The organism is Runella sp. R5_40 (genome assembly GCF_057652295.1).
Genome location: NZ_JBYFCH010000025.1, coordinates 28,795 through 55,433 on the forward strand (window position 1 = coordinate 28,795; position 26,639 = coordinate 55,433).

24 protein-coding genes are annotated in these 26,639 nt (G+C 45.7%); 16 read left to right on the top strand and 8 right to left on the bottom strand.

The annotated features are described in order from the left end of the window. From AC23N5_RS27130 to AC23N5_RS27170, 9 genes are all read left to right on the top strand, one after another. A complete protein-coding gene (locus AC23N5_RS27130; protein WP_487757944.1) occupies nt 1–1,374 on the top strand; it encodes a RagB/SusD family nutrient uptake outer membrane protein in 1,374 nt (457 codons plus the stop codon). A gap of 158 nt (nt 1,375–1,532) precedes the next feature. Next, on the top strand, nt 1,533–2,090 hold the full coding sequence (locus AC23N5_RS27135; protein WP_183975102.1) for an RNA polymerase sigma-70 factor: 558 nt from the start codon (nt 1,533–1,535) through the stop codon (nt 2,088–2,090). 31 nt (nt 2,091–2,121) lie between these two features. Further along, nucleotides 2,122–3,132: a FecR family protein gene (locus tag AC23N5_RS27140; RefSeq protein WP_487757945.1), complete on the top strand. Its 1,011-nt coding sequence runs from the start codon at nt 2,122–2,124 to the stop codon at nt 3,130–3,132. 184 nt (nt 3,133–3,316) lie between these two features. Beyond that, a complete protein-coding gene (locus AC23N5_RS27145) occupies nt 3,317–6,661 on the top strand; it encodes a TonB-dependent receptor (protein ID WP_487757946.1) in 3,345 nt (1,114 codons plus the stop codon). Between the two features lie 44 nt (nt 6,662–6,705). Then, nucleotides 6,706–8,172, top strand: a complete 1,467-nt coding sequence (locus AC23N5_RS27150; protein ID WP_487757947.1) for a RagB/SusD family nutrient uptake outer membrane protein — start codon at nt 6,706–6,708, stop codon at nt 8,170–8,172. Between the two features lie 39 nt (nt 8,173–8,211). Further along, nucleotides 8,212–9,666 carry an FAD-dependent oxidoreductase gene (locus tag AC23N5_RS27155; protein ID WP_487757948.1) on the top strand — a complete coding sequence of 485 codons (1,455 nt, stop codon included), beginning with the start codon at nt 8,212–8,214 and terminating at the stop codon, nt 9,664–9,666. A gap of 135 nt (nt 9,667–9,801) precedes the next feature. Continuing rightward, on the top strand, nt 9,802–11,187 hold the full coding sequence (locus AC23N5_RS27160) for a sulfatase family protein (RefSeq protein ID WP_487757949.1): 1,386 nt from the start codon (nt 9,802–9,804) through the stop codon (nt 11,185–11,187). Between the two features lie 87 nt (nt 11,188–11,274). Continuing rightward, the gene (locus AC23N5_RS27165; protein WP_487757950.1) at nt 11,275–14,118 is read left to right on the top strand and encodes a family 78 glycoside hydrolase catalytic domain; all 2,844 of its coding nucleotides are present in this window, start codon (nt 11,275–11,277) and stop codon (nt 14,116–14,118) included. Nucleotides 14,119–14,130: 12 nt separating this feature from the next. Next, nucleotides 14,131–14,904 (top strand): glycoside hydrolase family 16 protein, encoded by a 774-nt coding sequence (locus tag AC23N5_RS27170; protein ID WP_487757951.1) that lies wholly within the window; start codon nt 14,131–14,133, stop codon nt 14,902–14,904. A 12-nt stretch (nt 14,905–14,916) separates the two neighbouring features. Here the strand turns inward: AC23N5_RS27170 and AC23N5_RS27175 are convergent, their stop codons facing one another. Next, a complete protein-coding gene (locus AC23N5_RS27175; RefSeq protein WP_487757952.1) occupies nt 14,917–15,270 on the bottom strand; it encodes a hypothetical protein in 354 nt (117 codons plus the stop codon). 40 nt (nt 15,271–15,310) lie between these two features. Between AC23N5_RS27175 and AC23N5_RS27180 the strand changes: the two genes are divergently transcribed. From AC23N5_RS27180 to AC23N5_RS27195, 4 genes are all read left to right on the top strand, one after another. After that, a complete protein-coding gene (locus tag AC23N5_RS27180) occupies nt 15,311–15,784 on the top strand; it encodes a hypothetical protein (protein ID WP_487757953.1) in 474 nt (157 codons plus the stop codon). Next, nucleotides 15,781–16,473 (top strand): hypothetical protein, encoded by a 693-nt coding sequence (locus tag AC23N5_RS27185; protein ID WP_487757954.1) that lies wholly within the window; start codon nt 15,781–15,783, stop codon nt 16,471–16,473. The genes AC23N5_RS27180 and AC23N5_RS27185 overlap by 4 nt, the downstream gene beginning before the upstream one ends. 80 nt (nt 16,474–16,553) lie before the next feature. Next, nucleotides 16,554–16,742, top strand: a complete 189-nt coding sequence (locus AC23N5_RS27190; protein WP_183975085.1) for a hypothetical protein — start codon at nt 16,554–16,556, stop codon at nt 16,740–16,742. Beyond that, nucleotides 16,742–17,512, top strand: a complete 771-nt coding sequence (locus AC23N5_RS27195) for a TIGR02757 family protein (RefSeq protein ID WP_487757955.1) — start codon at nt 16,742–16,744, stop codon at nt 17,510–17,512. The genes AC23N5_RS27190 and AC23N5_RS27195 overlap by 1 nt, the downstream gene beginning before the upstream one ends. Before the next feature lie 4 nt (nt 17,513–17,516). Here the strand turns inward: AC23N5_RS27195 and AC23N5_RS27200 are convergent, their stop codons facing one another. Next, nucleotides 17,517–18,017 (bottom strand): GNAT family N-acetyltransferase, encoded by a 501-nt coding sequence (locus tag AC23N5_RS27200; RefSeq protein WP_487757956.1) that lies wholly within the window; start codon nt 18,015–18,017, stop codon nt 17,517–17,519. Nucleotides 18,018–18,380: 363 nt separating this feature from the next. On the opposite strand from AC23N5_RS27200, the gene AC23N5_RS27205 reads away from it, so the two are divergent. Then, on the top strand, nt 18,381–19,448 hold the full coding sequence (locus tag AC23N5_RS27205; RefSeq protein WP_487757957.1) for a hypothetical protein: 1,068 nt from the start codon (nt 18,381–18,383) through the stop codon (nt 19,446–19,448). A gap of 19 nt (nt 19,449–19,467) precedes the next feature. On the opposite strand, the gene AC23N5_RS27210 is transcribed toward AC23N5_RS27205, so the two are convergent. Further along, nucleotides 19,468–20,397 (bottom strand): AraC family transcriptional regulator, encoded by a 930-nt coding sequence (locus AC23N5_RS27210; RefSeq protein WP_183975078.1) that lies wholly within the window; start codon nt 20,395–20,397, stop codon nt 19,468–19,470. Between the two features lie 216 nt (nt 20,398–20,613). Between AC23N5_RS27210 and AC23N5_RS27215 the strand changes: the two genes are divergently transcribed. Then, nucleotides 20,614–22,137 carry an aldehyde dehydrogenase family protein gene (locus tag AC23N5_RS27215; RefSeq protein ID WP_487757958.1) on the top strand — a complete coding sequence of 508 codons (1,524 nt, stop codon included), beginning with the start codon at nt 20,614–20,616 and terminating at the stop codon, nt 22,135–22,137. A gap of 2 nt (nt 22,138–22,139) precedes the next feature. Further along, nucleotides 22,140–22,484 carry a DUF779 domain-containing protein gene (locus AC23N5_RS27220; protein WP_487757959.1) on the top strand — a complete coding sequence of 115 codons (345 nt, stop codon included), beginning with the start codon at nt 22,140–22,142 and terminating at the stop codon, nt 22,482–22,484. 92 nt (nt 22,485–22,576) lie between these two features. Here the strand turns inward: AC23N5_RS27220 and AC23N5_RS27225 are convergent, their stop codons facing one another. The 5 genes from AC23N5_RS27225 to leuD all read right to left on the bottom strand — a co-directional run bounded on the left by AC23N5_RS27225 (nt 22,577) and on the right by leuD (nt 26,616). Then, on the bottom strand, nt 22,577–22,939 hold the full coding sequence (locus AC23N5_RS27225) for a VanZ family protein (protein WP_183975072.1): 363 nt from the start codon (nt 22,937–22,939) through the stop codon (nt 22,577–22,579). A 5-nt stretch (nt 22,940–22,944) separates the two neighbouring features. Further along, nucleotides 22,945–24,018, bottom strand: a complete 1,074-nt coding sequence (gene leuB, locus AC23N5_RS27230; RefSeq protein ID WP_028522076.1) for a 3-isopropylmalate dehydrogenase — start codon at nt 24,016–24,018, stop codon at nt 22,945–22,947. Between the two features lie 67 nt (nt 24,019–24,085). Continuing rightward, complete coding sequence (locus AC23N5_RS27235) at nt 24,086–24,463, bottom strand: GxxExxY protein (protein WP_487757960.1); 378 nt, start codon at nt 24,461–24,463, stop codon at nt 24,086–24,088. Nucleotides 24,464–24,496: 33 nt separating this feature from the next. After that, nucleotides 24,497–25,996, bottom strand: coding sequence for an alpha-isopropylmalate synthase regulatory domain-containing protein (locus tag AC23N5_RS27240; protein ID WP_229601358.1), 1,500 nt, complete (start codon nt 25,994–25,996; stop codon nt 24,497–24,499). A 23-nt stretch (nt 25,997–26,019) separates the two neighbouring features. Then, the gene (leuD, locus tag AC23N5_RS27245) at nt 26,020–26,616 is read right to left on the bottom strand and encodes a 3-isopropylmalate dehydratase small subunit (protein ID WP_487757961.1); all 597 of its coding nucleotides are present in this window, start codon (nt 26,614–26,616) and stop codon (nt 26,020–26,022) included. Nucleotides 26,617–26,639 lie beyond the last annotated feature (23 nt).

A 26,639-nucleotide genomic window follows, 5' to 3' on the forward strand; every position in this document is an offset into this window, starting at 1 on the left:
ATGAAAAATATAAACTCGGTTTTTGTAGGGCTGTTGTTGTTGATGAGTTCGTGTAACTTTTTCACCCTCGATACGCCCAATGACCCCAACAACCCTTCATTGGGAAGTGTGAGCCAAAATGCGTCGCGGACGCAAGTGCAAAACTTAGTAACGGGCCTTGAGTCGCGTCACCGTGATTACCTTTTTACCGTAACAGCGCTATTTGGAACATTAGGGAGGGAACTTTGGTATCTAAACGCTTCTGACCCGCGTTGGCAAACCGACTGGCTCGGAATGAACGGCCGCCAGGCAACGCCCAATATGTTTGGATATTTGAATACTTACCAGCAACCCTATTTCGCGATTCGCCAAGCACTGACAGTTATTGATGCGGTGAATAACACCAATACGTTTACGACCGAAGAAAAGAATGCGATTTCGGGCTTTTCCAAAACCCTTATGGCGTATCAATACCTGATTGTGGCTATGGGGCAATACGAAAACGGCATTCGGATTGATGTCAAAGATGTACAAAACCCAGGGCCATTTTTGCCATTGGCGGAGTCGTTTACGCAAATCAAGCGTATTTTGGACGAAGGAAATACCGAACTTGGTGCGGGTGGAACGGGTAACTTTCCGTTGCGTTTGACAACAGGTTTTACGGGCAACGGTTTCGGAACGATTGCGGCGCTTCGTCAGATGAACCGCGCGATTGCAGCCCGTTTGGCCGTTTATCGTCAAGATTGGCAAGGAGCATTGGATGCCGTCAACGCGTCGTTTTACAGTGCCACGGGTAGTTTAGAAGCGGGGCCTGCTCACACCTACGGTGCTCCCCCAGATGCGTTCAATCCGTTGTTTTTTGTAAGAAATGCCGCTGTAAGTACGCTAGTGGTTGTACACCCGTCGGTATTGCGTGATACAATCGCAGGAGATGCGCGCGTACGCACGAAGTTCTTCCGTCGTACGGCTGCGGTCTCGGTTACTTCCGACGGAACGCCGCTTGCGGGTCAGTACCAAGACAACCGATATGCAGCGAATACCAGCGAAATCAAGTTTTTCCGTAACGAAGAACTGGTACTTATCGCTGCCGAAGCCAACGCCCAACTCAACAAAACGACCGAAGCCGTGGCGGCCATTAACCGCATCCGTACGGCAGCGGGAATTGGAAACTACACGGGTGCTACGACCAAAGAAGCCCTTATCGACGAAATTTTGTTCCAACGCCGCTACTCACTTTGGGCAGAGCCTTGGGGACACCGTTGGGTGGATTTGCGCCGTTACGACCGCCTCAACGCCACCAACGTTGACGTGAGCCTCGACCGTGGGACTATCTTCAAACAATTGGCGCGTCCACAAGCCGAAATCAACTGGGATGAATACGTGAAAACGCGCTAGTCTTTGTAATACTTTGCTTACGAAAATCCCTGCTACTCGAAGTGGCAGGGATTTTTTGTGTGGATTGGGTGGGTATATATTAATTTTTGAAGATTTTTTAAAATCATTCTAGGGGTTTTGACGACTTAATTGACTATACACTAACCGAACACCATGCGATGAAGTACCAAACCTTTTCCGATGACCAATTAGTCGATTTTCTGAGGAGCGACAGCCAAGGCGCTTTTGAGGAGATATACAACCGCTATTGGTATAAATTATTGGGAGTAGCCTACCACGAAACAGGCACCCGCGAAGAAGCAGAAGAATTGGTACAAGACCTGTTTGAAAGTCTTTGGCAAAAACGCCACGTGAGTGTGATACGTCATTTGAGTGCGTATTTGGTGGTTTCTATCAAGCACCTGAGCACCAATTACATCAAGTCGCAAATCACCCAGCGAAAATTTCAAGAATACCTGATTTTTAACGAAATCCGCCAGTCGTACGCGACCGACGAAAGCGTCCAATTTGCCGATTTGTCGAAAGCTGTAGAAGAAGCAATGAAAAAATTGCCCGAAAAAAGTGTGGAAGTCTTCAAGTTAAGTCGCTTCGAAAACCAATCGGTCAAGGAAATCGCTCGGCAATTAAATCTATCCGAAAAGGCGGTTGAGTATCACATTACCAAATCGCTCAAAGTGCTCAAAGAACATTTGAAAGCTTTTCATTCTGACAATTAATCCACCCATTTCTTCATAACAAACCAAACACATGAACCAACACGAATTTAATCAGTTGCTTGAAAAGTACCTCGCGGGGGATTGCACGCCCGACGAGGAAAAACTGATTCATGATTGGCAGGCTCATTTACTCCAGAATACATCGCTCACGTTGGAAGAACCAGAAAAAAACGGTGTTAAAAAACGGCTTTGGCAAAATATTCAACAAACAGTTTGGACGCCCGAAGCGGAGATTGTTCGTCCACGGTGGCGTTGGGTGAGCTGGGCTGCGGCGGCATCGGTGGTTGTCTTGGCAGGCGTTTTTTGGTGGAATACGCGTCGCATAGACGTAAACGATGTGGCGATTAGCCCACTAATAGAAACCCCCAACGGCATTGAAGTAAAAAATACGGCGGCCAATCCGCGAGAAATAAAACTGGAAGATGGCAGCATCGTGTTGTTGAAAACCAACAGCAGCGTTACTTATCCTGAGCATTTTGGGCAAAAAAATCGCAGCGTTTTTCTGAAAGGGGAGGCATTTTTTAAGGTAAAACACGACCCAACCAAGCCCTTTGTCGTACACGCTGGCGAGTTAGTGACCGAAGTACTTGGGACAAGTTTTACGGTAAAATCGTACGAAGAATCCCAGGCCATTGAGGTCGTAGTAGCGACGGGGCGCGTATCGGTCTATGAAAATTCAACCAAAAAACCACTCCAGCGAAACGGGGTGATTTTGACTCCGAACCAAAAAATTACGTTTGATAAAACCTCTCGGAAGCTTACCCCCAGCCTGATTGAACGGCCCGTGGTGATTCATGTGCCCTCCACCCCGTCTTTGTTTGTCTTTGAAGAAACGCCCTTGCCCAAAGTCCTCAAAAAACTGGAAAATGCGTACGGGGTACAAATAATCGTTGAAAACCAAACCCTTAATCAGTGTGTGTTCACGGCCGATTTGAACGAACTCCCACTCCATACCCAACTCGACTTAATTTGTAAATCAATCAATGCCACTTATGAACAGCGCGGTACCAGTTTGTTCATCAATGGCGAAGGTTGTAAGTAAGCGTTTTAAACAGACCTTATAGGTTTTCAAAACCTACAAGGTCTAAAAAAGCCGACAATGCTCGCAACACTGTCGGCCTAGAGTGACCCGCAACCGAATTGGCGTTCGGTCGGTGCAAATTCATTGGCGTGAAGCACCACCGCGGGTAGTTTTTGTCTTTCTAAACCAAAAACATGTTAAAACTATGCAAAAAAATGGACGAACCAAAGCGTTCTTGCTCAAAGCAATGAGAATGACGGTTACTCAACTTGCCATGCTAATCCTGTTTTGTGGGTTGGCCAGTGCCCGCGACACCAAAGCGCAGGAAGTACTGAACACGACCATCTCGCTCAAAATTGAGGCGGTCGAAATCAAGCGCGTATTTAGTACCATCGAAAAACAAGCTGGGGTGAAATTTGTGTATAGCCCCAACGCCATTCGAGCCGACCAAAAAGTCTCATTGGCTACGACCAACAAACTTTCGGAGGTGCTCAAAGAACTGTTACAGCCTCTTCAAATTTCGTATGAGGTGGTGGGGTCACGGATTTTATTGCGCAAAAAAATGCCAGAAAAAGCGGCTCTTTCCGACGAAATATCCACGCCAATCCCAAACGCGACCGTTCCTTCCGACCAAGTCGTAAAAGGAACGGTGGTGGACAATGAAAAAGGGGAGCCGCTGCCAGGCGTCAGTGTTTTACTGAAAGGTACCCAACGAGGTGCTACCACCAACCCCAACGGAGAGTTTTCGCTCAGTGTACCTAATGGCGATGCCGTGTTGGTATTTAGTTTTGTTGGATACGAGCCACAAGAGCAGGTAGTGGGCAACCGTACCCAAATCAACATCAAACTCAAAGTAGATACCAAAGCACTTGAGGAAGTGGTGGTAGTGGGGTATGGTGTGGTGAAAAAAAGTGATTTGACGGGGTCGGTAGCCCAGGTCAAATCCAAAGAATTAAATTCATTTCCGACGGCCAACGTATTGCAAGCCCTATCGGGGCGGGCAGCGGGTGTGCAAGTAACCCAAAACACAGGAGCGCCAGGAGGGGGCGTCAGTGTACGGATTCGGGGGACAAATTCTATTCAAGGAAGCAATGAACCACTTTATGTGGTGGACGGCTTTCCGATTGCGGGAAGCAATCCTACGGTACTCAACAACGCTGATATCGAAAACATCGAAATCCTAAAAGATGCTTCTGCAACGGCTATTTATGGTTCGAGAGGTGCCAATGGCGTCGTCATTATTACCACCAAACGTGGCAAATCTGGACAAACCAACGTGGATTTTGAAACAAGTTTTAGTGCACAAACACTCCGAAAAAAACTAGACTTGATGAATGCTCGCGAGTATGCCACGTTTTATAACGAGCAAGCTACCAACGACGGGATTCGACCCTATTTCACACAGGCACAAATTGATGCTTTTGGTGAAGGTTTTGATTGGCAAGACTTTGTGTTTCAGAAGGCTCCTATGAAAACTATGTCACTCAACATCAATGGGGGAAATGAAAAAACACAATTTGCGGTGTCAGGAAGTGCTTTTGGACAGGAGGGTATTATTCGAGGCAGTGATTATAACCGTTATTCGCTGCGGACTAATATCAATCATATCATCAGTAAAAAATTTACTTTTAATCTAGCCAGTACCCTAACTCGGATTATGACCCAAGCCCAAAATAGTCAGGGTGGTAACCGTGGGGGATCGTTGATTTCGGCAGCGGTGTCTTCTCCACCTATTCTTTCGCCTTACAACGATGATGGTACATATCGCGTTTTTGGTACTGCTTATTCCTTTATTAGTGCTCTGCTCATAAATCCTATGAATCCTCTTAATGAGCAAAGTAACCAAACCAAAGGAAACAGGATATTGACCAACGCAGCTTTTATTTATAATCCTATTCCCGAATTGACCATCAAGGTTTCGGGTGGAATTGAAAATATGGACGATCGTACCGATTCTTACACGACTAATAACTACATTAATTCGCAGGGGAGTGCAGGAATTAGCACGAGTCAGTTTACCAGTCTTTTAAGTGAAAATACCGTCAGTTATCTCAAAACTATCGGCCAAAAACACAGTATCTCGGCCGTAGCGGGTGTTACGTATCAGGATTTTTTGAGTACATCATTGGGAGGAAATGGAGTAGGGTTTTTAAGTAATACAAGTCAAACGTACGACTTGTCCGCCGCTAATACCCCTGGTATTCCTACTTCTAGTTATTCTAAATCCACGCTTTTGTCTTATTTGGGGCGATTCAATTATTCGTACGATAGCAAGTACTTAGCCACCTTGAGCTTTCGGATAGATGGCTCTTCCAAATACAGCGAAGGTAACAAATGGGGATATTTCCCGTCAGCAGCTTTGGCGTGGCGTATTTCGAACGAAGAATTCTTGAAAAATAATACCTTTATCTCTGATCTAAAACTTCGTGCAAGTTGGGGCCTAACGGGTAGCCAAGCCATTGGCCCTTATGCCACACTCAATCAACTTTTCTCGGGAAAAACCGTTTTTGATGATGCTCTATTTACTACCTATGCCCCTGGCACAGTCCTTCCAGGCAATTTGAAATGGGAAACTACCGAACAAAAAGATCTTGGTTTAGACATTGGTCTCTTCAACAATCGCTTCCTAATTACGGCAGATTATTACATCAAAAATACCCGCGATTTACTCAATACTGTTCAGTTACCTTCTTCTTTGGGTTTTACAAGTACGATTCAAAATATTGGAGAAATACAAAATAAGGGGCTTGAGCTAGGACTGAACGCTAATGTTTTGACAGGCGCATTGAAGTGGAATATCAATACCAACATTGCGTTTAATCGCAACAAAATCATCAAGCTCTACGGCGGTCAGGATATTTTAGGGGGATTTGTAGATATTTCGGCTATCACTGACAATCGCAACATCCTTCGTGAAGGTCAACCTTTAGGGCGTTTTTGGGGGTATATTGAAGATGGTTATGACGATAAAGGCAAAATCAAATACAAGGATATCAACGGTGATGGCACGGTCACTGTGTTAGATAAAACCTACATTGGTAATCCTAACCCTAACTTTATTTATGGTTTCAATTCTAATTGGTCGTTTAAGAATATTGAATTGAGTATCTTCTTACAAGGTATCCAAGGGAATGATATTTTTAATACCAGTTCTATCAACAACACGGTTGATTTTGGATATGGCCTCAACATGCCACGTGAAGTATATCTCAATCATTGGACAACTGCTACTCCCAATGCCAAGTACCCTATTGTGAGCAATACCACCCGTACCAATGTCTCCAATCGGTTTGTGGAAGATGGCTCTTACCTACGCCTGAAAAATATCCAAATTTCCTATAACCTTCCTCTCAAAAATTGGGGAATAAAATGGATGCGGTCGGCGCAGATTTATGCCAGCGCTCAAAACTTCCTTACCCTTACCAACTACTCATGGTGGGATCCTGAAGTAAACTCAAATGGGGGGGCTAATTCCACCGCCCAAGGTTTTGATCACAATAGTTATCCCACCTCCAAAGCCACGACGGTAGGGGTGAGGGTTGGTTTTTGAGTGAAGTCGCCTAGTTGATGTTTCATCCTAAAAAGATATTCAAAATGAAAAAAAGATACTTTGTTTTTTCGAAAATAGCCACCTTTTTGCTTGTACTGGTGTGCGTGCTATCTTCTTGTGAAAGTATTCTAAAAGAAGAACCGAAATCCCTCGCTGTCGAAACTTTCTACAACACAGCAGCCGAAGTAGAAGCCGCTGTCAATGCTATTTATACTCCGCTTCGTAGTAGTAATACCAGTGGTATGGGAGTTTATATCGCTGTTTTAGAAGCCCACAATGACTATGCTTACGGACGTGGTAGTTATGCAGTTTTGAACAATTTTCAAGGGCTCGATAACGTGAACATTAGCCGTACAGCAGGGGCATGGGAGGGCTTTTATTTGAGTATTCGCAATGCTAATTTAGTCATCAAAAACGCTCCTAACGGCAAGTCTATTTCCAAAGCTAATAGTGACAAATACCTAGCCGAAGCAAAGTTCTTACGGGCTTTTAACTATTTTCACTTAGTCAGAAACTGGGGAGGCGTACCTATCAGAACTGAGGCTAACATGACAGATATCAACGCTAAACGTAATTCCGTAGCCGAAGTGTATGATCTTATTTTGGCGGATTTGAAAGTCGCAGAAGCAGGTCTCCCCGAACAACTATCTCAGTCTGGCCGTCCTTCTAAATGGGCGGCCAAAACGCTACTCGCCGACGTATATTTGGAACTCAAACGCTACAATGAAGCCCGCGATAAAGCAGAAGAAGTAATGCTTTCTAAGAAATTTTCGCTGGTGCCTGTCCAAGTATCTGAAGACTTCCAGAAGATTTTTGGCCCGACTGTCGTTACGACTGCCGAAGAAGTATTTTACCTCAAGTATTCGCGTCAATCAGGTCAGGGAAATCTTTGGCCTTGGCTCACCAATCATCCTGGTACGCGGCTTCATGGCGGAGGTGGTGTCTATGGACATCACAGCGACATTACCAATCCTGTTTATAAAAACTGGGACGACAAAGACCTCCGAAAAGGACTTTGGTATGTTTGGAACATTGGTCTGGGGGCTACGTCGATTTTGTCAAAAAAATTCATCGACCCTGACGCAATTGGTGGCTCAGGTGCGGGCAACGACGCGCCTTGGTACCGCTATGCCGATATATTGCTCATTTATGCAGAAGCTGCCAGTCAAGCCGCCAACGGGCCTACTGCGGCTGCCTTGGAAGCGCTCAACCAAGTGCATCGTCGCGCTTACGGCTTGGTTCCTACCACTACTTCAGCGATTGACTTCAAGCTGGCTGACTACAATGCCAACTCCTTTTTGGACTTGGTGATCAAAGAACGCGGCTATGAGTTTCAATACGAAGGCAAACGTTGGCTAGAACTCAAGCGTACGGGCAAAGCACAACAAATCATCATGGCCACTAAAAGCAAAACCATTGCTGATAAAACTTATTTATGGCCTATTGCGGTATCCGAACTGGGTTATAACACGGCCATCGATCCCGTAAAAGACCAAAATCCAGGTTATTAGGTCATAAATTTAATCCCTCACACTCAAAGCATTGAAATCATGAATTCCAACGATAATTTTGAATCATTATCCCCCATGTTTAATCTCAATCGCCGTAAGTTTTTACGATCGGCTATTGTCAGTACAAGTGTCGCTACTTTACTTTCGCAGGAAACAGAGGCAGCATCCCCAGAAGCTAATACATTTAAAGAACCCGCACAAAACTTACCTATCAAAGATGAAGTAGATGTGATGGTTTGTGGGGCGGGGCCTGCGGGCGTATCAGCGGCTATCACTGCTGCAAGGGCGGGTGCCAAAACCCAGCTTATCGAAATTCACGGTTGTTTAGGCGGTGTATGGACGGCAGGGCTTCTTACTTATATCTTTGATTTTAATAAACCTGGCTTGACCAAAGAAATCAAGGCTAAACTCGACGAAAGAGATGCTCGCCGTAACAAAATCGCCGATCAGTTTGTGTATCATCCCGACGAAATGAAGCTGCTTTTGGAAGAAATGTGTCAAGAAGCGGGGGTGAAGTTTTTATTGCATACGCGAGTAGCGGCCGCTTATCGAGATAAAAAACGCCTCACCACCGCCATTACAGAATCAAAGTCGGGACGAGAGGCATGGAAGGCCAAAGTGTTTATTGATGCGACTGGAGACGGTGATCTTGGTGCGCAAGCGGGTAACGCTTGGGAAATTGGAAAAGGCGGTGATACTTGTCCCTGTCAGCCTCTGACTCTCAATGTCTTGGCAGTAGTAAAAGACCCCGCTGCACTCAAACAATACATTTCATTTTATACCAACGAAGGAGAACGGGCTAATTGGCACGTGCCTGCTGTCAATGCTTTCGCGAAAGAAATCAAACGGGCTGGTATCACACCTTCTTATGGAATGCCTACGTTGTTTCTGATTCGTGAAAATTTGGTAATGATTATGGTCAATCATGAGTATAATATCAAAGCATTTGACGCTACCGAAATCACCGACGCTACTGTACGCGCCCGCGCTGAGGTATATAATATCGTAAGAGGACTCAACAAACTAGGTGGCCCTTGGGAAGGAATGCAAATTGTGGCTACGCCCGAGCAAATAGGTATCCGTGACGGGCGTCGGATTCAGGGGCGTTATACTGTTACGAAAGAAGATTTGGTAGTGGGGGCTCGTCATACCGACGCTGTCACACGCCCTACTTTTGGGGTGGATATTCATGCTACTGATCGAAAAACCAATGAAGTAGAAACCATTTCGCGCGGAGGTATCAAGATGATTCCTTATGATATTCCATTACGAGCGCTCATTGCCAAAGATGTCGATGGGCTTATGATGGCGGGGCGCTGTATCAGCGGCGATTTTACCGCCCATGCCAGTTACCGTGTTACGGGCAATGCCGTTGCAATGGGTGAGGCAGCTGGGGCAGTAGCTGCCTTAGCTGCTAAAAGCAATAAGCTCCCCCACGAAATTGACTGGAGTGATGCGGCTCAGTTGCTGCATCAACTTGGAATGCGTAGTTAAGTAAAGGGCTAAAAAAAGTAAATGGTCTTTTAATCAATGACGCGTATGTTGAACAACAGTTAGTTGTCTTTGAAACCAAGCGAAAGTAAAACTCGGCATCCGCCTACTTCTAATGGAAAGTTACCTCGCGCTGCTATGAAATTATTCAATCGTTGGTTTATTCCTTTGGTAGTGAGCGTATTTGCTTTCTTTTCGTTTAAGCAGGGTTCTTCTACATCGCGACCCAACATCATCTTTCTCCTCACCGACGACCACCGATGGAACGCCTTGGGGGCGATGGGAAATCGAATGATTAAAACACCTCACTTAGATCAACTTGCCGCGCGCGGCGTTCTTTTCAAAAAGGCGTATGTAACGACGTCCATTTGCTGCGTGAGTCGGGCGAGTATTTTGAGTGGGCAATACATGTCGAGGCACAAAATCGAAGATTTTAATACCAGTTTTAAGCCCGCAGCCTTTGCCAATACTTACCCAATGTTGTTGAAAAAAGCAGGGTATCAAATCGGTTTTATTGGCAAATACGGCGTTGGAGAACCCAAAGCGCAGCCGAGCAATGTCTTCGATTTTTGGGCGGGTTCGGAAAAACCGCAACCCGATTACGAAATGAAGGACGCACAAGGCAATTTTATTCACCATACCGATAAAGTCAACAACGACATTCAGCAGTTTTTGGCGCAAACCCAACCCGAGGCACCGTTTTGTCTGTCGGTGAGTTTTAAAGCGCCGCACATTCAGGACGGCGATCCGCGCCCGTTTATCGTTCAAGAGCGATACAAACCGATGTACGCCAGCGATTCGATTCCTGAACCCGAAAAAGCCGACCCGAAGTACTGGCAATCGTTCCCCGATTTTTTCCGAACCGATAAGAACATCGCCCGCGAGCGCTGGTATTTTCAGTTTGACGGAAACCGAATGTATCAAGAAAGCGTACGGCAGTATTATCGTTTGATTAGCGGCGTGGACGAAGTCGTTGGAAACATGATGAAAACCTTGCAAGACAAAGGTTTAGATTCCAATACCGTGATTATTTTTATGGGTGATAATGGCTATTATTTGGGTGAATACGGGATGTCGGGAAAATGGTTTGGACACGAAGAGTCGATTCGGGTGCCGCTCATTATGTACGACCCCCGTACTCCTCAGCTTCGTAAAAAGACCTCCAACCAATTGGCGCTTAATATCGACATTGCCCCAACGATTTTACAATTGGCGGGAGTGAAAGTGCCTGCGGAAATGCAAGGTGTGAACTTGGCGGAACTTGTGAAAAAGCCAAAACAACTCGCCAGAAACGCATTTTTCTACGAGCACACGTTTCTGGGTTCGCCTCGTCTGCCCAAGGTGGAAGGCGTGGTACGCAACGACCTGAAATACATGAAGTACATTGAGCACAATTACGAAGAACTCTACGACCTCCGCAACGACCCCGATGAGAAAATCAATCGAGCCAAGGACGTAAACTACCTTTCTCAACTCGAAACCATGCGCACTCAGTACCAAACGTGGAAACAAAAAGTGCGTTGATAATTGATGGGTAGGGTAGTGAAGGATAGTTGTGGGTAGTATTTCTTTCAACTTTGCCCGTAGTAGTAGTGAAAACCCTTAACTGATATGTTTCAACGATTTTTTTCCTTGGCAGTTGCCCTGCTGTTGGGCGTTAGCGTGTATGCACAAAGCGACCTCAAGGCCGTTTATTTACGGTGCGAATACAAAATCAATCCCGTGACGGACGTGCTTCAACCGCGTTTGAGCTGGGAACTAACCTCGGCCGTCACTAGTCAATACCAAACGGGGTATCAAATTTTGGTGGCGACTTCGGTGGCGCTGTTGGAAGAAGGGAAAGCAGACGTGTGGGATAGTAAAAAAGTGACAGGAGAGACCACTTCTCAAATTGAATACGCGGGTAAGCCGCTGGAATCGCGCCAAATCTGCTATTGGAAAGTAAGGAGTTGGGATAAAAAAAATGGGGCTGGCCCGTGGAGCGAACCCGCTAGGTGGGAAATGGGTTTGCTGCAAAAAAACGACTGGAAAGCCAGTTTTATCGGGCTTAACCTGAACCATTTAGGAAAGGGAAAAGAATACCACCTACCGCCCGCTCCGTTTCTTCGCAAAGAGATTGATGTAAAAGGCCCCATCAAAAAAGCACGACTGTACGTGACGGCGCTTGGTTTGTACGAATTTCAAATCAACGGGCGTAAAATCGGGAATGATTACCTCACTCCAGGCTGGACCGACTACAACAAACGCCTTTATTACCAAACATTTGACGTAAGTAAAGACCTGAAACTTGGCAAAAATGCCTTGGGCTCTATCCTTTCTTACGGGTGGTATGCGGGTTATTTGGGGTATGCGTTGTTGGTGGGAAATTCCGTTGTCAAAAACTTTTATGGCGATGTACCCGCGCTGAAAGCACAGGTGGAAATTGAATACACCAACGGCCAAAAAGAAACGATTGCGACTGATAATACGTGGAAAGCGAACTATGGCCCCATTGTGGAGTCGGATATTCTGAACGGTGAAGTATATGATGCCAACAAAGAGCTAACGGGCTGGAATCAAACGGGATACAATGAGACCGCTTGGAAAAAAGTGATGACAATTTCGGAGAAAGCCGAGCGTCTATTTCAATCTTTCCCAGGTGACCCTGTGCGGGAAGTAGCCCGCTTAACGCCCAAAAATATCAAACAGATTGGGACGAAGGCGTATTTGATTGACATGGGGCAAAACTTTGCGGGCATCATCAAGGTGCGTTTCAAAGCAGCCAAAGGCGATTCTATTCTTTTTCGGTTTGGCGAAATGCTGTATCCCGACGGCAAGCTCATGACCGAAAACCTCCGAAAGGCACGCGGGACTGATTTGTACATTGCCAAAGGCGACCCCAACGGTGAAATCTACGAGCCCCGTTTTACGTACCATGGGTTTCAGTACGTGCAAGTCGAAGGGCTACAAAATGGCCTCGGAATGCAGGATATTTTGGGCCTTGTGCTGTCGTCGGCTAGCCCCCAAGTAGGAACATTTGAAACTGACAATGCTTTTGTGAATCAATTGTATCATAATATTATTTGGACGCAGCAGTCTAATTATCTGGAAGTTCCGACCGATTGTCCGCAGCGTGATGAACGTTTGGGCTGGACGGGCGATGCCCAAGCGTACGTAAAAAGTGCTACGCTCAACAACGACATTGCGGCTTTTGGGACAAAATGGGTGGCGGATCTCAACGATGCCCAACTCCCCAACGGCGCCTATCCGCTGTACGCCCCTGCGCCGTCGGTTCGCAAAACTGACACCTATTCACCTGGCTGGATGGAGGCGGGGATTGTGTATCCGTACCAAATTTTTCGCTCCTACGGCGACACCCGAATCATCAAAACGCACTGGTCAGAAATGAAGAAATTCATGCAGTTTTTGGAAACAAAAAGCAAAGGCGAGTACGTGTTTAAGGAAACGGCTTTTGCCGAAGTCGATCCCAAAGGTGGTTTTGGCGATTGGTTGAGTGTGGGCAAAAAAACGCCGCCAGATATGCTGGCTACGATGTATTACGCGTACTCCGCCCAATTGATGCAGGAAATGGCCTTGGCCATTGGCGACGAAAAAGAAGCGAGCCATTTTAGGGAAATAAATACCAAAGTGAAGGCTGCTTTTCTCAAACATTACACCAATGCCGAAGGGCGATTTATTTGTAACGCCGCAGCGTACGGCGACGGTCGGGGCTACGTTGACGGCGAGCAAGGGTTTGAGGGGCATACCCAAACGGCCTATGCCAACGCGATTTTTATGAATCTTTTGGACAGTACCCACACCCTCAAAGCGGCCAAATGGCTGAATGAATTGGTGGTCAAAAACGGCAATAAACTCACCACGGGTTTTTTGGGCGTGCGGCCTATGTTGCCAGTGCTTTCAAACACAGGCTACAGTGAAACGGCCTATAAGTTGTTGTTCCAAAAAGAATATCCTTCGTGGGGTTTTGAGATTCAAAACGGCGCCAATACGATTTGGGAACGTTGGAACAGTTTCACCAAAGAAGGTGGTTTTCCCGCAGGAATGAACTCATTTAATCACTACGCGTTCGGTTCTATTTGCGAATGGATGTTTGAAAACATGGCGGGGATTAAAGAGACGTCGCCTGGGTTTAAGACGTTCCTCATCCAACCCGAACCGATGAACGCCACTATCAATTCGCTGAAAGCTACGCACCGTTCGGTGTATGGTAGCATTACCTCGGCTTGGCAGAAAAAGGGCGACCTAATTACGATGACCATTGAAGTGCCTGTTAACACCACGGCGACGATTTGCTTGCCGCCAACGCCAACCAATAACATTACTTTCAACGGGAAAGCACTGGTGGCCTCTACTGTTAAGCCCAAGTGGATTAATCGCCGTGAGCGAAATACGGTGACGGTTGGCTCGGGGAAATACGTGTTGAGTTACAAAAAATCGGCTTTGTCAGGGTTTTAAACGCCTCCTTACATGAAAACGTTTGTCTGTTTTTTCCTTAGTTTTTTATGCGTTGAGGTTTGTTTGGCCCAGCGTCCTGCCCAGCCGCCGATGTCTCAGGAGCAGTTTACACCCGAAAAACTAGGCTATTCCCTGTTTTGGGAAGATAATTTTAATGGGAATCAACTGGATGCTAAAAAATGGGCGGTAAGGGGAGTAGGGCCGCGCGCCTTAGGCTACGTGTCGCCCGAAGCGGTGGAAGTGAAGGACGGTTTTTTGAAATTGCACGCTATCCAAAAAGGAGACAGTATTCTGATTGGGGCGGTGGGTACGCAGGGGAAACTGATAACCAAATACGGCTATTTTGAATGTCGGGCGCAGTTGCAGAAATCGCCAGGCGTGTGGGCAGCGTTCTGGATTCAGTCGCCTGACATATCCAAGGGTGAAGACCCCGCCGTTTATGGAGCTGAAATAGATATTTTTGAATTCTTCAAAAAACTGGGTGTGGATATTGTCTCCCATAATGTACATTGGGCGTATGGCCCCAACCAAAAAAGTACGCGCGGAATGCAAAGTTACCTCAAAGGAGTAAGCGAAGGATTCCACACTTTTGCGTTGGAATGGACGCCCGACAAATACGCCTTTTTTATTGATGGGTACAAGTTTTATGAAGTAACCATCGGGATTTCACGGATGGAAGAATACCTGATTTTAAGCATGGAACTTCCCTCGGAAAAGAAAGATTTACAATACACTGTTTACCCCGACGTATTTTTGGTGGATTACGTGAGGGTGTATAAAAAGTAGGTATTCTGTTGGTTATTGGTCTTTTGAATCGACGTGCAAAACGTGTAAAAAACGGTGCACAAAAGGGGCGAACAGAACCGAAGTTGCTGATAAAAAGGTGATTCCGCTAAAAAGTGCGTAGAAAGACGCAAAAACTTTGGCTACGTCCGAATGAAGCGTATCAACGGGACCCATGCCTCCTAAAATCATCGCCGCATTATAAAACGAATCTACCCAGCCCATGTGCGGGTCGGTGAGGTAGCGGTAGCCCAGTGCGCCAATCAACCACGAAATTCCAATCATTCCGACTGCTACGGCAGCATATTTGATAACTCGACGTTGAAAACGAGGTTGAGAGATGACTTTTTGGCTGTGGTGTTCAAACATAGTTTCTTATTTTTGGGGTAATAATACTTCATAACACGCCATGAAAATACAAGTATTCATTATTCTTTTTGGGGCCTTATCCTGTTTGAGCTGTACCGAAGAATGCGGTGTGACGTCGGAACCTACGCTGTCTATTCAATTTAATTGGCGGAGTGCCAAACCTATTTTTACTAAAATTAGGGTAGTTGGCGCTACAAAAGAAATTTCTCCCCAAGGCATAAAGTCCTCCACGGAAGCAGCTTATGGAGATTTGCATTTGCCACTAAACCTAAACGAATCGCAAACAACCTATATTTTTGAACAACAAGGGCGTACTGACACGCTCACGGTGTTTTATACAACCAATATACAGAATTTTAGACGATGCGGTTACGTATTGGAAATAGCCAAACCAACGACTGGGCGCACCATTTTATCGAGTTTCAAAAGGGCAGAAGTACAGTATAATGGGTATTATGCAAGTTACCAAAGCGGTACAGGAGGGGGAATAAACGTTCAAATTGCAGAACTATGAAACAGCTAATGACTTATTTCTTGCTAAGCTTTTCATGGTTGGCAGGAGCCCAGCAACAGCCATTACGAATTCAGGCTATTGGGATAGATGGGTTTAAAAATATTCCTTTTATGACTTTTTCTCAAAGCGAAACAGTAATAAGTGGTTTGGTGACGAACGAAAAGGCGCGTCTTTATAATCCTAGAATTGGAGAAGTGTATGTGCAGTTGGGGCGCGCAAATACTTCTAAATTGATAACGCTGGGGCTAGGATACGCTTCGTTAGAACATCTACAAGCCCAACGCCTTCAACAACGGATAACGGGGATTTATCTTAAACTTGGCAGAGAACATCATAGTGCTACTAGACATGGGGCCGTGAGTTTCTTTTGGGGATATTACCTTACCCTGTCTCGCACCAAAGCAGAAGGAAACATCGTACTTGACGGCGAGTATTTTCCAAGTTATACCACGGCTGTTCCCTCAAAAGCTGGGGGGGAAGCAGGGGTAGATTTTACTTTAGGAGCGCAATTCTTACTATTTAAACGCCTACAAACACGATTATTGGCACGCAATGCGATGGCTATTTCAGCGTTTGGGAATCGAAATTATCCCTACCTGCCAGGCCAAGGATTGCGGTTGTCTAATGGTTTAGTAACGGGCACGGGCGGGGCAACAGTCCAATTGTTCTATCTCCTTGGGTCGCGATAAAATAAAGTGCTCACAAATTGATTTTTTGTTTTCGATTCAAAAACCGAAATTTGTACTAATTACCATTAACATAAATAAAAATGCTTTCTCGCCGCCAAGAACGCGAACAAATCAAAAAATCCCTCGGCTTTCGTATTTGGAGCGTTGCTTTTACCATTTTTTACCCATTTATTTCGCTTTTTACGTGGATATTTACGGGGATTGTTCTGCTATTTTCGGGGCTTTCTCGCGGGTTAGTGTGGGTGTTGAAGGGAGGTCGTAGCATCTAATGACCAACTATGTGGTGGAGCTGCTGGAAGCAAAAGTAGCTCAGTACAACCAGCCCAATTTTATCCCCAACGACCCCATTAGTATTCCGCATCAGTTTTCGAAGTTACAAGACATCGAAATCATGGGTTTTTGGGCGGCAGTTTTGGCGTGGGGACAGCGTAAAACGATTATCAACAAATGCCAAGAGTTGATTCAACTCATGGACGGTGCTCCTTACGATTTTGTTCGTAATCATACCGAATCAGACCTAAAACGGTTTCTCAACTTCAAACATCGGACGTTCAACGCCACCGATACGCTCTATTTTCTTCATTTTTTTAAGCACTTTTACCAACATCATCACTCGCTAGAAGAAGCGTTTGTACACGCCCTTCCCGTAGAGGCGCTGCACGTAGAAAAGGGCCTTGCAGGCTTCCATGAGTTGTTTTTTAGCCTCGAAGATTTTCCAGAACGTACCCGTAAACACATTGCCACACCCGTACGAAAATCATCGTGTAAGCGGCTGAATATGTTTTTGCGCTGGATGGTGCGCAAAGACGACAAAGGAGTTGATTTTGGCCTTTGGAATGCCCTGAAACCTTCGCAATTGATATGCCCGTGCGATGTACACGTAGATCGGGTAGCGCGTAAGTTGGGACTTATTCAGCGTCCCACCACCGACTGGCAAACGGCCCTAGAACTCACCGAAAACCTCAAACAACTCGATCCCAACGACCCCGTTAAGTACGATTTTGCCCTGTTTGGGCTCGGTGTAGAGGGGGAAATGTGAGAAGTTAAGCCATAAACTCAAACACAACCGCCTCTTCATGCCCTTCAAAGATGGTTGGTACTTGCTTCATGCCCGCTTTTTCTAATACGTGCCGTGAACTATGATGATTAGGATGGATGAAGGCGATGATGGGGCGTCCAGCAAAATTCGTTTGGAGGTGTTCGATAGATGTGCGAGTCACTTCGGTGGCGTAGCCTTTGCCCCAAGCTTCGGGCACAAACCCGTATCCTACTTCGAGGGCATCGGTATTTTCTACGTGTTTGATTTTGACAAGTCCTACAAACGTTCCACTTTCTTTTTCGTAACAAGCACATAATCCTAGTCCTTCGTTTTCCGAGGCATAAACGAGTTCATTGGCGATGCGCTGGTGGCTATGCGAAATGTCAGCCGCAGGGGTACGGATGAATCGCATAACATCGGCATCCCCTTCGATTCGGAATAAGTCAGCAGCGTCTTCGGGTCGGAAAATGCGGAAATACAGGCGTGGAGTTTCGAGGTAAAGCATAATGAGCGCATTTTGGAGCAAAATTAGGCTTATGACGGTAATTTCACAGTAAATACCTAACTTGTTTTCTTTTAAACATACTATTTTCCTAGTAAATAAAGACTGACTTGGTAGAAATTAAATACCTTGTTTGAAAAGTAGTATGATATTTTTTATCCCGCAGATAAATGCAGATTAAAATTCAACGCGGATTGGCGCAGATAATCTCATTAGCCGAATTACTCACCCAAAATCTGCGGTTATCTGCGGTGTTAGAATCAGCGTAAATCTGCGGGTAAATTATAAAGAAACTTAATAAACAACCTATTAAAAGCAAACCAATTAAAAATCAATCGACTATTTGCGCACTAAGACTCCACACGCATGAACAAGCCATCAGTTTTAAATGAAATCACAAAAGAGGAAGCAGGGTCTTCAAAAGTAGATGTTTCTATTGCTTTTTATGGAAAGCCGCACCACACAATCATTGCCATAAAAAGCCTGATAGAGCACTGTGGGGAGCATATTGATACAATATATCTTGCTAGGGAGCGAGTTCAGCCTCATAATGACTACATTGGTATTTATAAAGTGATTGATTACTTCCGAAACACAGGGGTAAACTTATCCGTGTACTATCCGCGTTATTTTATTCCCGTTGGCTTGAGCGATTATGAGCGAACAAAATCTGATTCGCGGTTTCGGCACAGTATCATGTTTCAGTACCCACTTGAAATAACAGATAAAGAGTATTTAGTTGTGATGCACAACGATATGTTATTTCATAAAAATATTGTGGGGGAGATGATTAAGCTAATAAAAGAATCGCCACAACATACTATCGGAGTAGGTTCGGTTGGCCAATGTTGGAGCTGTCCAGCAGGGCCTAATTGGGGAAATAAATGCAACAGCAATCGCTATGAAGACTATGTGCCTTCGCTAGAGGAAGCCATTGAGCTCACCGAAAAGTACGAAACACCACGCCGTGACATACAGTTGAAAGTTTTGAAAGAAGGAAGGGTTCACTTGCTCCCAGAATGCCGACTTAATGAGTATTGTGCGTTGATTGACGTTCAAAAATACCGCAAAGAAACACTTCCTCACGGGGATTTAGGTTGTTATGGAGGGTCATGGGGAGGCGTTGATTTAGGGACTGTTTGGAGCCACGAAATTTACAAAAGAGGGTACAAATTCATCGCTTTTCCCATTGATGATTATGCAAACCATTCGCCCTTTGATAGCTCAGGAAGCGGAACAAAATCCAAAACGCATTTTGAGGTTTACCAAGATGCGGAGCAAAATGCAAAAAAATACCTCGAAGAAAATTATGGGCCACTTCAAAAAAGCCTCTACATCACTTGGGCATTTGGCCTAGATACCGTAAAGCGGGCTGCTTGGCGGTTGGCGATTGCTGTATATGTATTTATAAAGAAGTTTACGAAGAAAAACTAGCCCATCGACGTGTACCAACCTACGCCATGGGCCGATTTTTGAGTTGATTCGATTTCTCTTTGAACTCAGTAGGAGAGAGGTTTTTCTTTTTCTTAAAAATACGGCAGAAGTACGAAAAGCTATTGAAACCACTGGCCATAAAAGCTTCTTTGACGCTCATTTTAGGGTCACGAAGCAGACTTTCTGCCAATTTTAGACGCTCTTCGATGATAAAATCAATGGGAGTAGAACCCGTCTCGTGCTTAAACGTACGGTAAAAATTTGACTCACTCATGTAGGCTTTTTCACTCAGCAACTCAATGGTGAGGTCTTCGGTGATATTTTCCCGAATAAAATTGAGCACAAACGAAATACGGTCGTTGTTGGGTTGGGTGTAAGACTTTTTAAGGTAAATACTCTTCGATTCAGTTTGTAAAATGCGGATGATAAGCTCTTGCAGCAGCATATCGGCAAAAATATCTTTAGAGGGGTGGTTTTCGGTGAAAATAAAAATAAGTCGTTGCAGGATTTGGTTGATGGCAATGTCGTTGGTAAAATGATAATTATAATCGGTCATGCTCCATTCCTTCCCATTTTGTTTCAGCCCACGTTCATTGAGCAAATTCACGGCCTGTTGGAGTTTGGCTTCGTTGAAGGCCAACGCTAGGCATTGCGTAGGATTTTGTTCGGAGGCTTCGGGAAAATCAATACACATCAATTCGTTAGAGGGTAAAATCACCGATTCGCCAGGTAAAAACCCAAACGAAGGCGTATTCTGAAGGTGCATAATTTTTTTGCCCCGTATCATACTTGCCAACACAGGCTCATGAAACTGCAACATCACTTGCGCGGCCTTTTGGTGCGTCTCAAAAATGTTGAGTTCGGCATTGTTAAGCGTATGCAGGGTACGATTTTCTACCAACGTTTCGAGGCGGCGGTTTTGGTAATGCAAAGGATTTAACTCAACCATGGGTATCTATTGCTAAAGAATTTGTTGTATTAATTCTTAAAATCATACTAAAAGTACGTCAAAAACGCATACAATGGTAGTATTGTACAACAGTTGATAGAATAGTGCAATCAGTTGATAGGATAGGGAAAATGGTAAGCAGGATAAGTCAATTAAATGTGATTTTTTGAAGGTTGTTTTGTGCAAAATCTTTTTGAAACACAAAGCCCTTAAACGATGTCAACTGTAATCACACAACAAAACAACTTGGTGGCGAAGCCCATCTTTAAAACGCACTACGATAACTTCATTGGCGGCCAGTGGGTAAGTCCTGTTAAAGGCGAATATTTTGAAACCACCTCGCCCGTTGACGGACAGGTATTTACCAAAGTAGCCCGTTCGACCGAAGAGGACATTAACCTTGCTTTGGATGCCGCTTGGGCTGCCGCTCCGCAGTGGAATAACAGCTCGGTGACGACGAGAAGCAACATTTTGTTAAAAATTGCGGATGCGATGGAGGCAAACTTGGAACTGTTGGCAAGTGTAGAAACGTGGGACAACGGTAAGCCAATTCGAGAAACCAAAGCGGCTGATTTACCTTTGGCGATTGATCACTTTCGTTATTTTGCGGGCGTTATTCGGGCCGAAGAAGGCTCGGCTTCAGAATTGGATTCTAATACGTTATCACTGATTGTGCACGAACCGCTTGGCGTGGTTGGGCAAATCATTCCTTGGAATTTTCCGTTGTTGATGGCCGCTTGGAAAATTGCGCCTGCTTTGGCCGCAGGAAACTGCGTGGTGTTGAAGCCTGCCGAACAAACGCCCGTGGGAATCATGGTGTTGGCCGAATTGATTCAAGATTTGTTGCCAGCGGGTGTACTGAACATTGTCAACGGCTTTGGCATTGAAGCAGGTAAGCCATTGGCATCCAGCCCTCGTATCAATAAAATTGCGTTTACGGGCGAGACCACAACGGGGCAGCTGATTATGCAGTATGCTTCCAAAAATATCATTCCTGTTACGCTCGAATTGGGTGGAAAATCGCCCAATATTTTCTTCAAAAGCATCATGGATGCCGACGACGAGTTCTTCGATAAGTGCTTGGAAGGAGCAACGATGTTTGCCCTCAACCAAGGCGAAGTATGTACGTGTCCGTCGCGTATTTTGGTGGATGAATCTATCTATGATGCCTTTATTGAGCGCGTAGTTGAGCGCATTAACGCCATTAAACTAGGTCACCCACTCGACCCAAGTACGATGATGGGGGCACAGGCATCGAATGACCAATACCAAAAGATTTTGCACTACATCGACCTCGGTAAAGAAGAAGGTGCAGAGTTGTTGGCGGGTGGTGGCGCTGCTTACAACGAAGGACTTGAAGGTGGGTATTATATTAAGCCAACGTTGTTTAAAGGCAACAACAAAATGCGCATTTTCCAAGAAGAAATCTTTGGGCCAGTGGTGTGTGTAGCCACCTTCAAAACGGAAGAGGAAGCTATTGAAATTGCCAATGATACACTTTATGGCCTCGGTGCAGGGGTATGGACGCGCGACACGCACCAAGCGTATAAAGTGGCTCGTGCCGTACAAGCGGGTCGTGTGTGGGTCAACTGCTATCACGCATATCCAGCACATGCGCCATTTGGTGGCTACAAGAAATCAGGCATTGGCCGTGAGACGCACAAGATGATGTTGAACCATTATCGTCAGGCTAAAAACATGTTGATTTCGTATGATAAGAACAAGTTAGGATTCTTTTAGGCATGTCTAGAATCGCAATAACGGCGGCGGCGGAGCGGGTCATTGACACGCTCCGCGCCAAGTACGGTGCGTTGATGTTTCACCAAAGTGGCGGTTGCTGCGATGGCTCAGCTCCGATGTGTTTTGAGGTGGGGGAGTTGATGTTGAACGAAACCGATATAAAACTAGGCGAAATTCACGGCCGCGATTTTTACATGTCGCGCGACCAGTTTGAGTACTGGAAACACACGCACTTGACCCTCGACGTAGTACCAGGACGAGGGGCTAGTTTTTCGTTGGAAATACCAATGGGGGTGCGTTTTATTATTAAATCGAGGTTATTACAACCTCACGAGGTAGGTTCTTGAAACCTATGAGGTTTGAATTCGGTTGCGTTCAAACCTCATAGGTTTTTTTGTTTAAGATTTCTGAAACCTATGAGGTTTTAGTTCGGGTGTTTTCAAACCTCATAGGTTTTGAAGTATTTCCAAACCCAATGGGCAATAGGTACCGCAACGATGACGCCAACGGCATCGGCCAAGGCATCGTACAAATCGAAGGTGCGGCCAATGGGCATAATGTACTGCCAAACTTCAATAAATAAGCCATACAGACTTCCACCAATAATGACCCACCAAGGGTTAGGTTTGGCCCAATACCAAAGCGCACCTAATATTCCAAATGCCCCAAAATGGTGAAGTTTGTCAGAACCCATTCCATCGGGCATTTCTTGGCGTGGAATAGAGCAAAGCCCCAAAATAACCACCGTCCAAACGATGGCTATATGGGGCTTTGATAGTATGTTTCGAATCGCTTGAATCATTGATTCTACAAATGCTTCAACAACTCTGCGCCCATGGCGTCGGTGCCGAGGATTTTGTCGGCAGGAGTTTCGCTGTTAGCGATGTCGCGCGTGCGGAAACCGTCTTTCAATACTTTGTCAACTGCGGCGATGATAGCATCTGCTTCGGCTTTTAGGCCAAACGAAATATCCAACAACAACGCTGCCGAGAGTACAGAAGCCAACGGATTGGCTACGCCTTTGCCCGTGATGTCGTGTGCCGAACCGTGAATAGGCTCATAAACACCCGTGCTGTCGCCTACCGAGGCTGAGGCCAACATACCCATTGAGCCTGCGATTTGGCTGGCTTCGTCGGTCAAAATATCCCCGAAAAGGTTACCCGTTACCACTACGTCAAAACGACGTGGGTCTTTGATGAGCAACATCGCAGCGGCGTCAATGAATTGGTGCTCTACTTCAACATCAGGATATTCTGGGGCGATTTTTTGAATCACTTCGCGCCACAAACGGCTCGATTCCAGTACGTTGGCTTTGTCAACCGACATCAATTTTTTACTACGCGTACGAGCCGCTTCAAATGCCTTGCGAGCAATCCGCTCTACTTCGTACTTGCTATAAATCATGGTGTCGTAAGCCGTGTTGCCGTCGTCGAGACGCTCACGTTTTCCAAAATACACGTCACCCGTCAATTCGCGGAAGAAAAGGATATCGCTGCCTTTAAGGATTTCAGGTTTGATACTTGAGGCTTCCAACAACTCGTCGAACAACTTGATAGGACGAAGGTTGGCGTACAAACCAAGTTCTTTCCGCATTTTCAACAGACCTTGTTCTGGGCGTACTTTGGCCGAAGGGTCGTTGTCGTATTTTGGGTGACCTACGGCGCCAAACAAGATGGCGTCCGAAGCCCGCATCTTTACGAGCGTTTCTTCAGGAAGCGGGTCGCCCGTGGCTTCGATGGCTACGTGGCCGATGAGGGCTTCGTCGTAGGTAAATTCATGGCCGAATTTTTCGGCGATACGGTCTAGTACTTGTTTACCAACCGTGGTAACTTCTTGCCCGATTCCATCACCGGGTACGATAAGGATGTGTTTTTTTGCCATTTACTTAGTAAAAAATAAACCACAATGAGCACAAAGAATAGCACCGCAGCGGCGGGCCGTAAAGGCCTCAAAGAATGACTCGTTTGATTCCCTCTTTTAATCTTGCGACATTGAAGTTGATGAGTAAACCTAATTTAAAATGTCCCAAATGCATATAGGTTAGAATTTGGGCTAAATGAACATCGTTCAGGGTTTCTACTGCTTTAAGCTCTACCACGACGCTGTTTTCTACCAATAAATCAAGACGGTAACCACAGTCTAATTTGACTTCTTCAAAAACCAAAGGCATTGGCTTCTCTTTTTCAACCCATAGCCCTGATTGTTTGAGTTTATAAAAAAGACACTCTTTGTAAGCACTTTCCAGAAGTCCAGGCCCAAGTGCTTTGTGAACCTCTAAGGCGCACCCGACAATTTGGTAATCTATACTTTGTGAACTTTGTGCCATTCTTTGAGTCCTTTGTGGTTAATCAATTGTCTTCTAAAGCGAAATCAAGTTTAGCATTTTTTGAGTGGCTTTGATGGCCGAAACCGTTTGGTCAGAGTCTAAGCCTCGGGTCTTGAATTCTTTGGCGTTCCAGTTCCACGTAATGACCGTTTCGCAAAGGGCATCCGTCTTTCCACCCGTTGGGATACGGACGGCGTAGTCGGTCAGCAAAGGAAGTTCAAGGCTTTTCTTGGCATAAATTTTCTTCAACGCATTCATAAACGCATCGTACTGACCGTCGCCTTGGGCGCTTTCCTCAAACGTCTCATCCTCAATTTTGAGTTTGAGCGTGGCCGAGGGACGAAGGTCTTTGGAGTGCGTCAGAACATAATTGAGAATCTCAATCTTAAACTCAATCGCATTGGTGTCCAACACGTCCGAAATAATGTACGGCAGGTCTTCCTGCGTCACTACTTCTTTACGGTCGCCGAGTTCGATGATACGCTGCGTTACCTTTTTGAGGTCTTCGTCGGAAAGTTTAATGCCCAATTCGCGAAGGTTATTCTCGATATTGGCCTTGCCCGAGGTTTTACCCAACGCATACGAACGCTTCCGCCCGAAACGCTCAGGCATCAACTCGTTGAAATAGAGGTTGTTTTTCTTGTCGCCGTCGGCATGAATTCCCGCCGTTTGGGTAAACACATTGTCACCAACAATGGGCTTATTGGCAGGAATACGCAATCCCGAGAAGGTTTCAACGATTTTACTCACCGAAAACAAGGACTCTTCCACGACGCCCGTTTCCACTTCTGGCATAAAGTCTTTCAATACCGCAATGGCACTGGCCAACGGAGCATTGCCCGCACGCTCACCCATGCCGTTGACGGTCAAGTGCAGACCATGTGCCCCTGCCCGCACAGCCTCCATGACGTTGGCGATGCCGAGGTCATAGTCGTTGTGCGCGTGGAAATCGAAGTGATGATCGGGATAACGTTCCACAATTGACTTAATGTACGAATATGATTCGGCGGGTGTAAGTACGCCTAACGTATCGGGGAGCAATACCCGTAGAATCGGCTGAGTAGTTAGAAAATCAAGAAATTGAAATACATATTCGGGTGAATTACGCATTCCATTGCTCCAATCTTCGAGGTAAACATTGGCCGAAATCCCTTTCGATTGTGCCAATTCAATTACTTTTTGGATGTCGGCAAAATGCGCTTCGGGCGTTTTTTTGAGTTGGTGCGTCAAGTGATTAAGCGACCCTTTGGTAAGAAGGTTCATCACTTTAGCGCCCGACTCCAGCATCCAATCAATAGAAGCTTCGCCATCGACAAACGTAAGTACCTCTACCTTGTCGATGAAGCCATTTTCTTGTGCCCACTTCGTAATCTTTTGTACTGCTTTTAGCTCCCCTGCCGATACCCTAGCCGAAGCAATTTCAATACGATCTACTTTGACTTCCGTAAGGAGCAACTGCGCTAAAGCCAATTTCTCCGAAGCCGAAAAAGACACCCCGCTGGTTTGTTCACCGTCGCGGAGTGTCGTATCCATTATTTCAATGTATCTCATAAAAATTAGTACGGCCGAGCGGCTTCAAATACACCGATTTCCTCTTTCATGGCTTGTAGATAGTCGATATCGTCGTAGCCATTGATGAGGTTGTGTTTTTTATAGCCGTTGATGTCAAATGACTCCGAATCACCCGTCGAAATAATCGTGATGGTTTGCTCAGGAAGGTTGACCGTTAGCTCCGCGTTAGCATCTTTTTCGATGGCTTGGAAAATTTTATCCAAAAATTCAGGACTTACCGTTACTGGTAAAATCCCTACGTTGATGGCGTTGTTTTTGAAGATATCAGCAAAAAAGCTGGATACTACGCAACGGAATCCGTAATCGTAGATAGCCCAGGCCGCGTGCTCACGGCTCGAACCGCTTCCGAAGTTGCGGCCTCCTACTAAGATTTTACCGCTGTAAAGAGGATTGTTTAAAACGAAATCGGCCTTAGGCGTATCGTCGCCATTGTAGCGCCAATCGCGGAAAAGGTTATCGCCGAATCCCTTACGCTCAGTGGCTTTCAAGAAACGAGCAGGGATGATTTGGTCAGTGTCCACGTTTTCCAACGGAAGCGGCACTGCCGAACTGGTTAGTATGGTGAATTTATCGTATGCCATGATGAGTGATTATTAGACCCTTT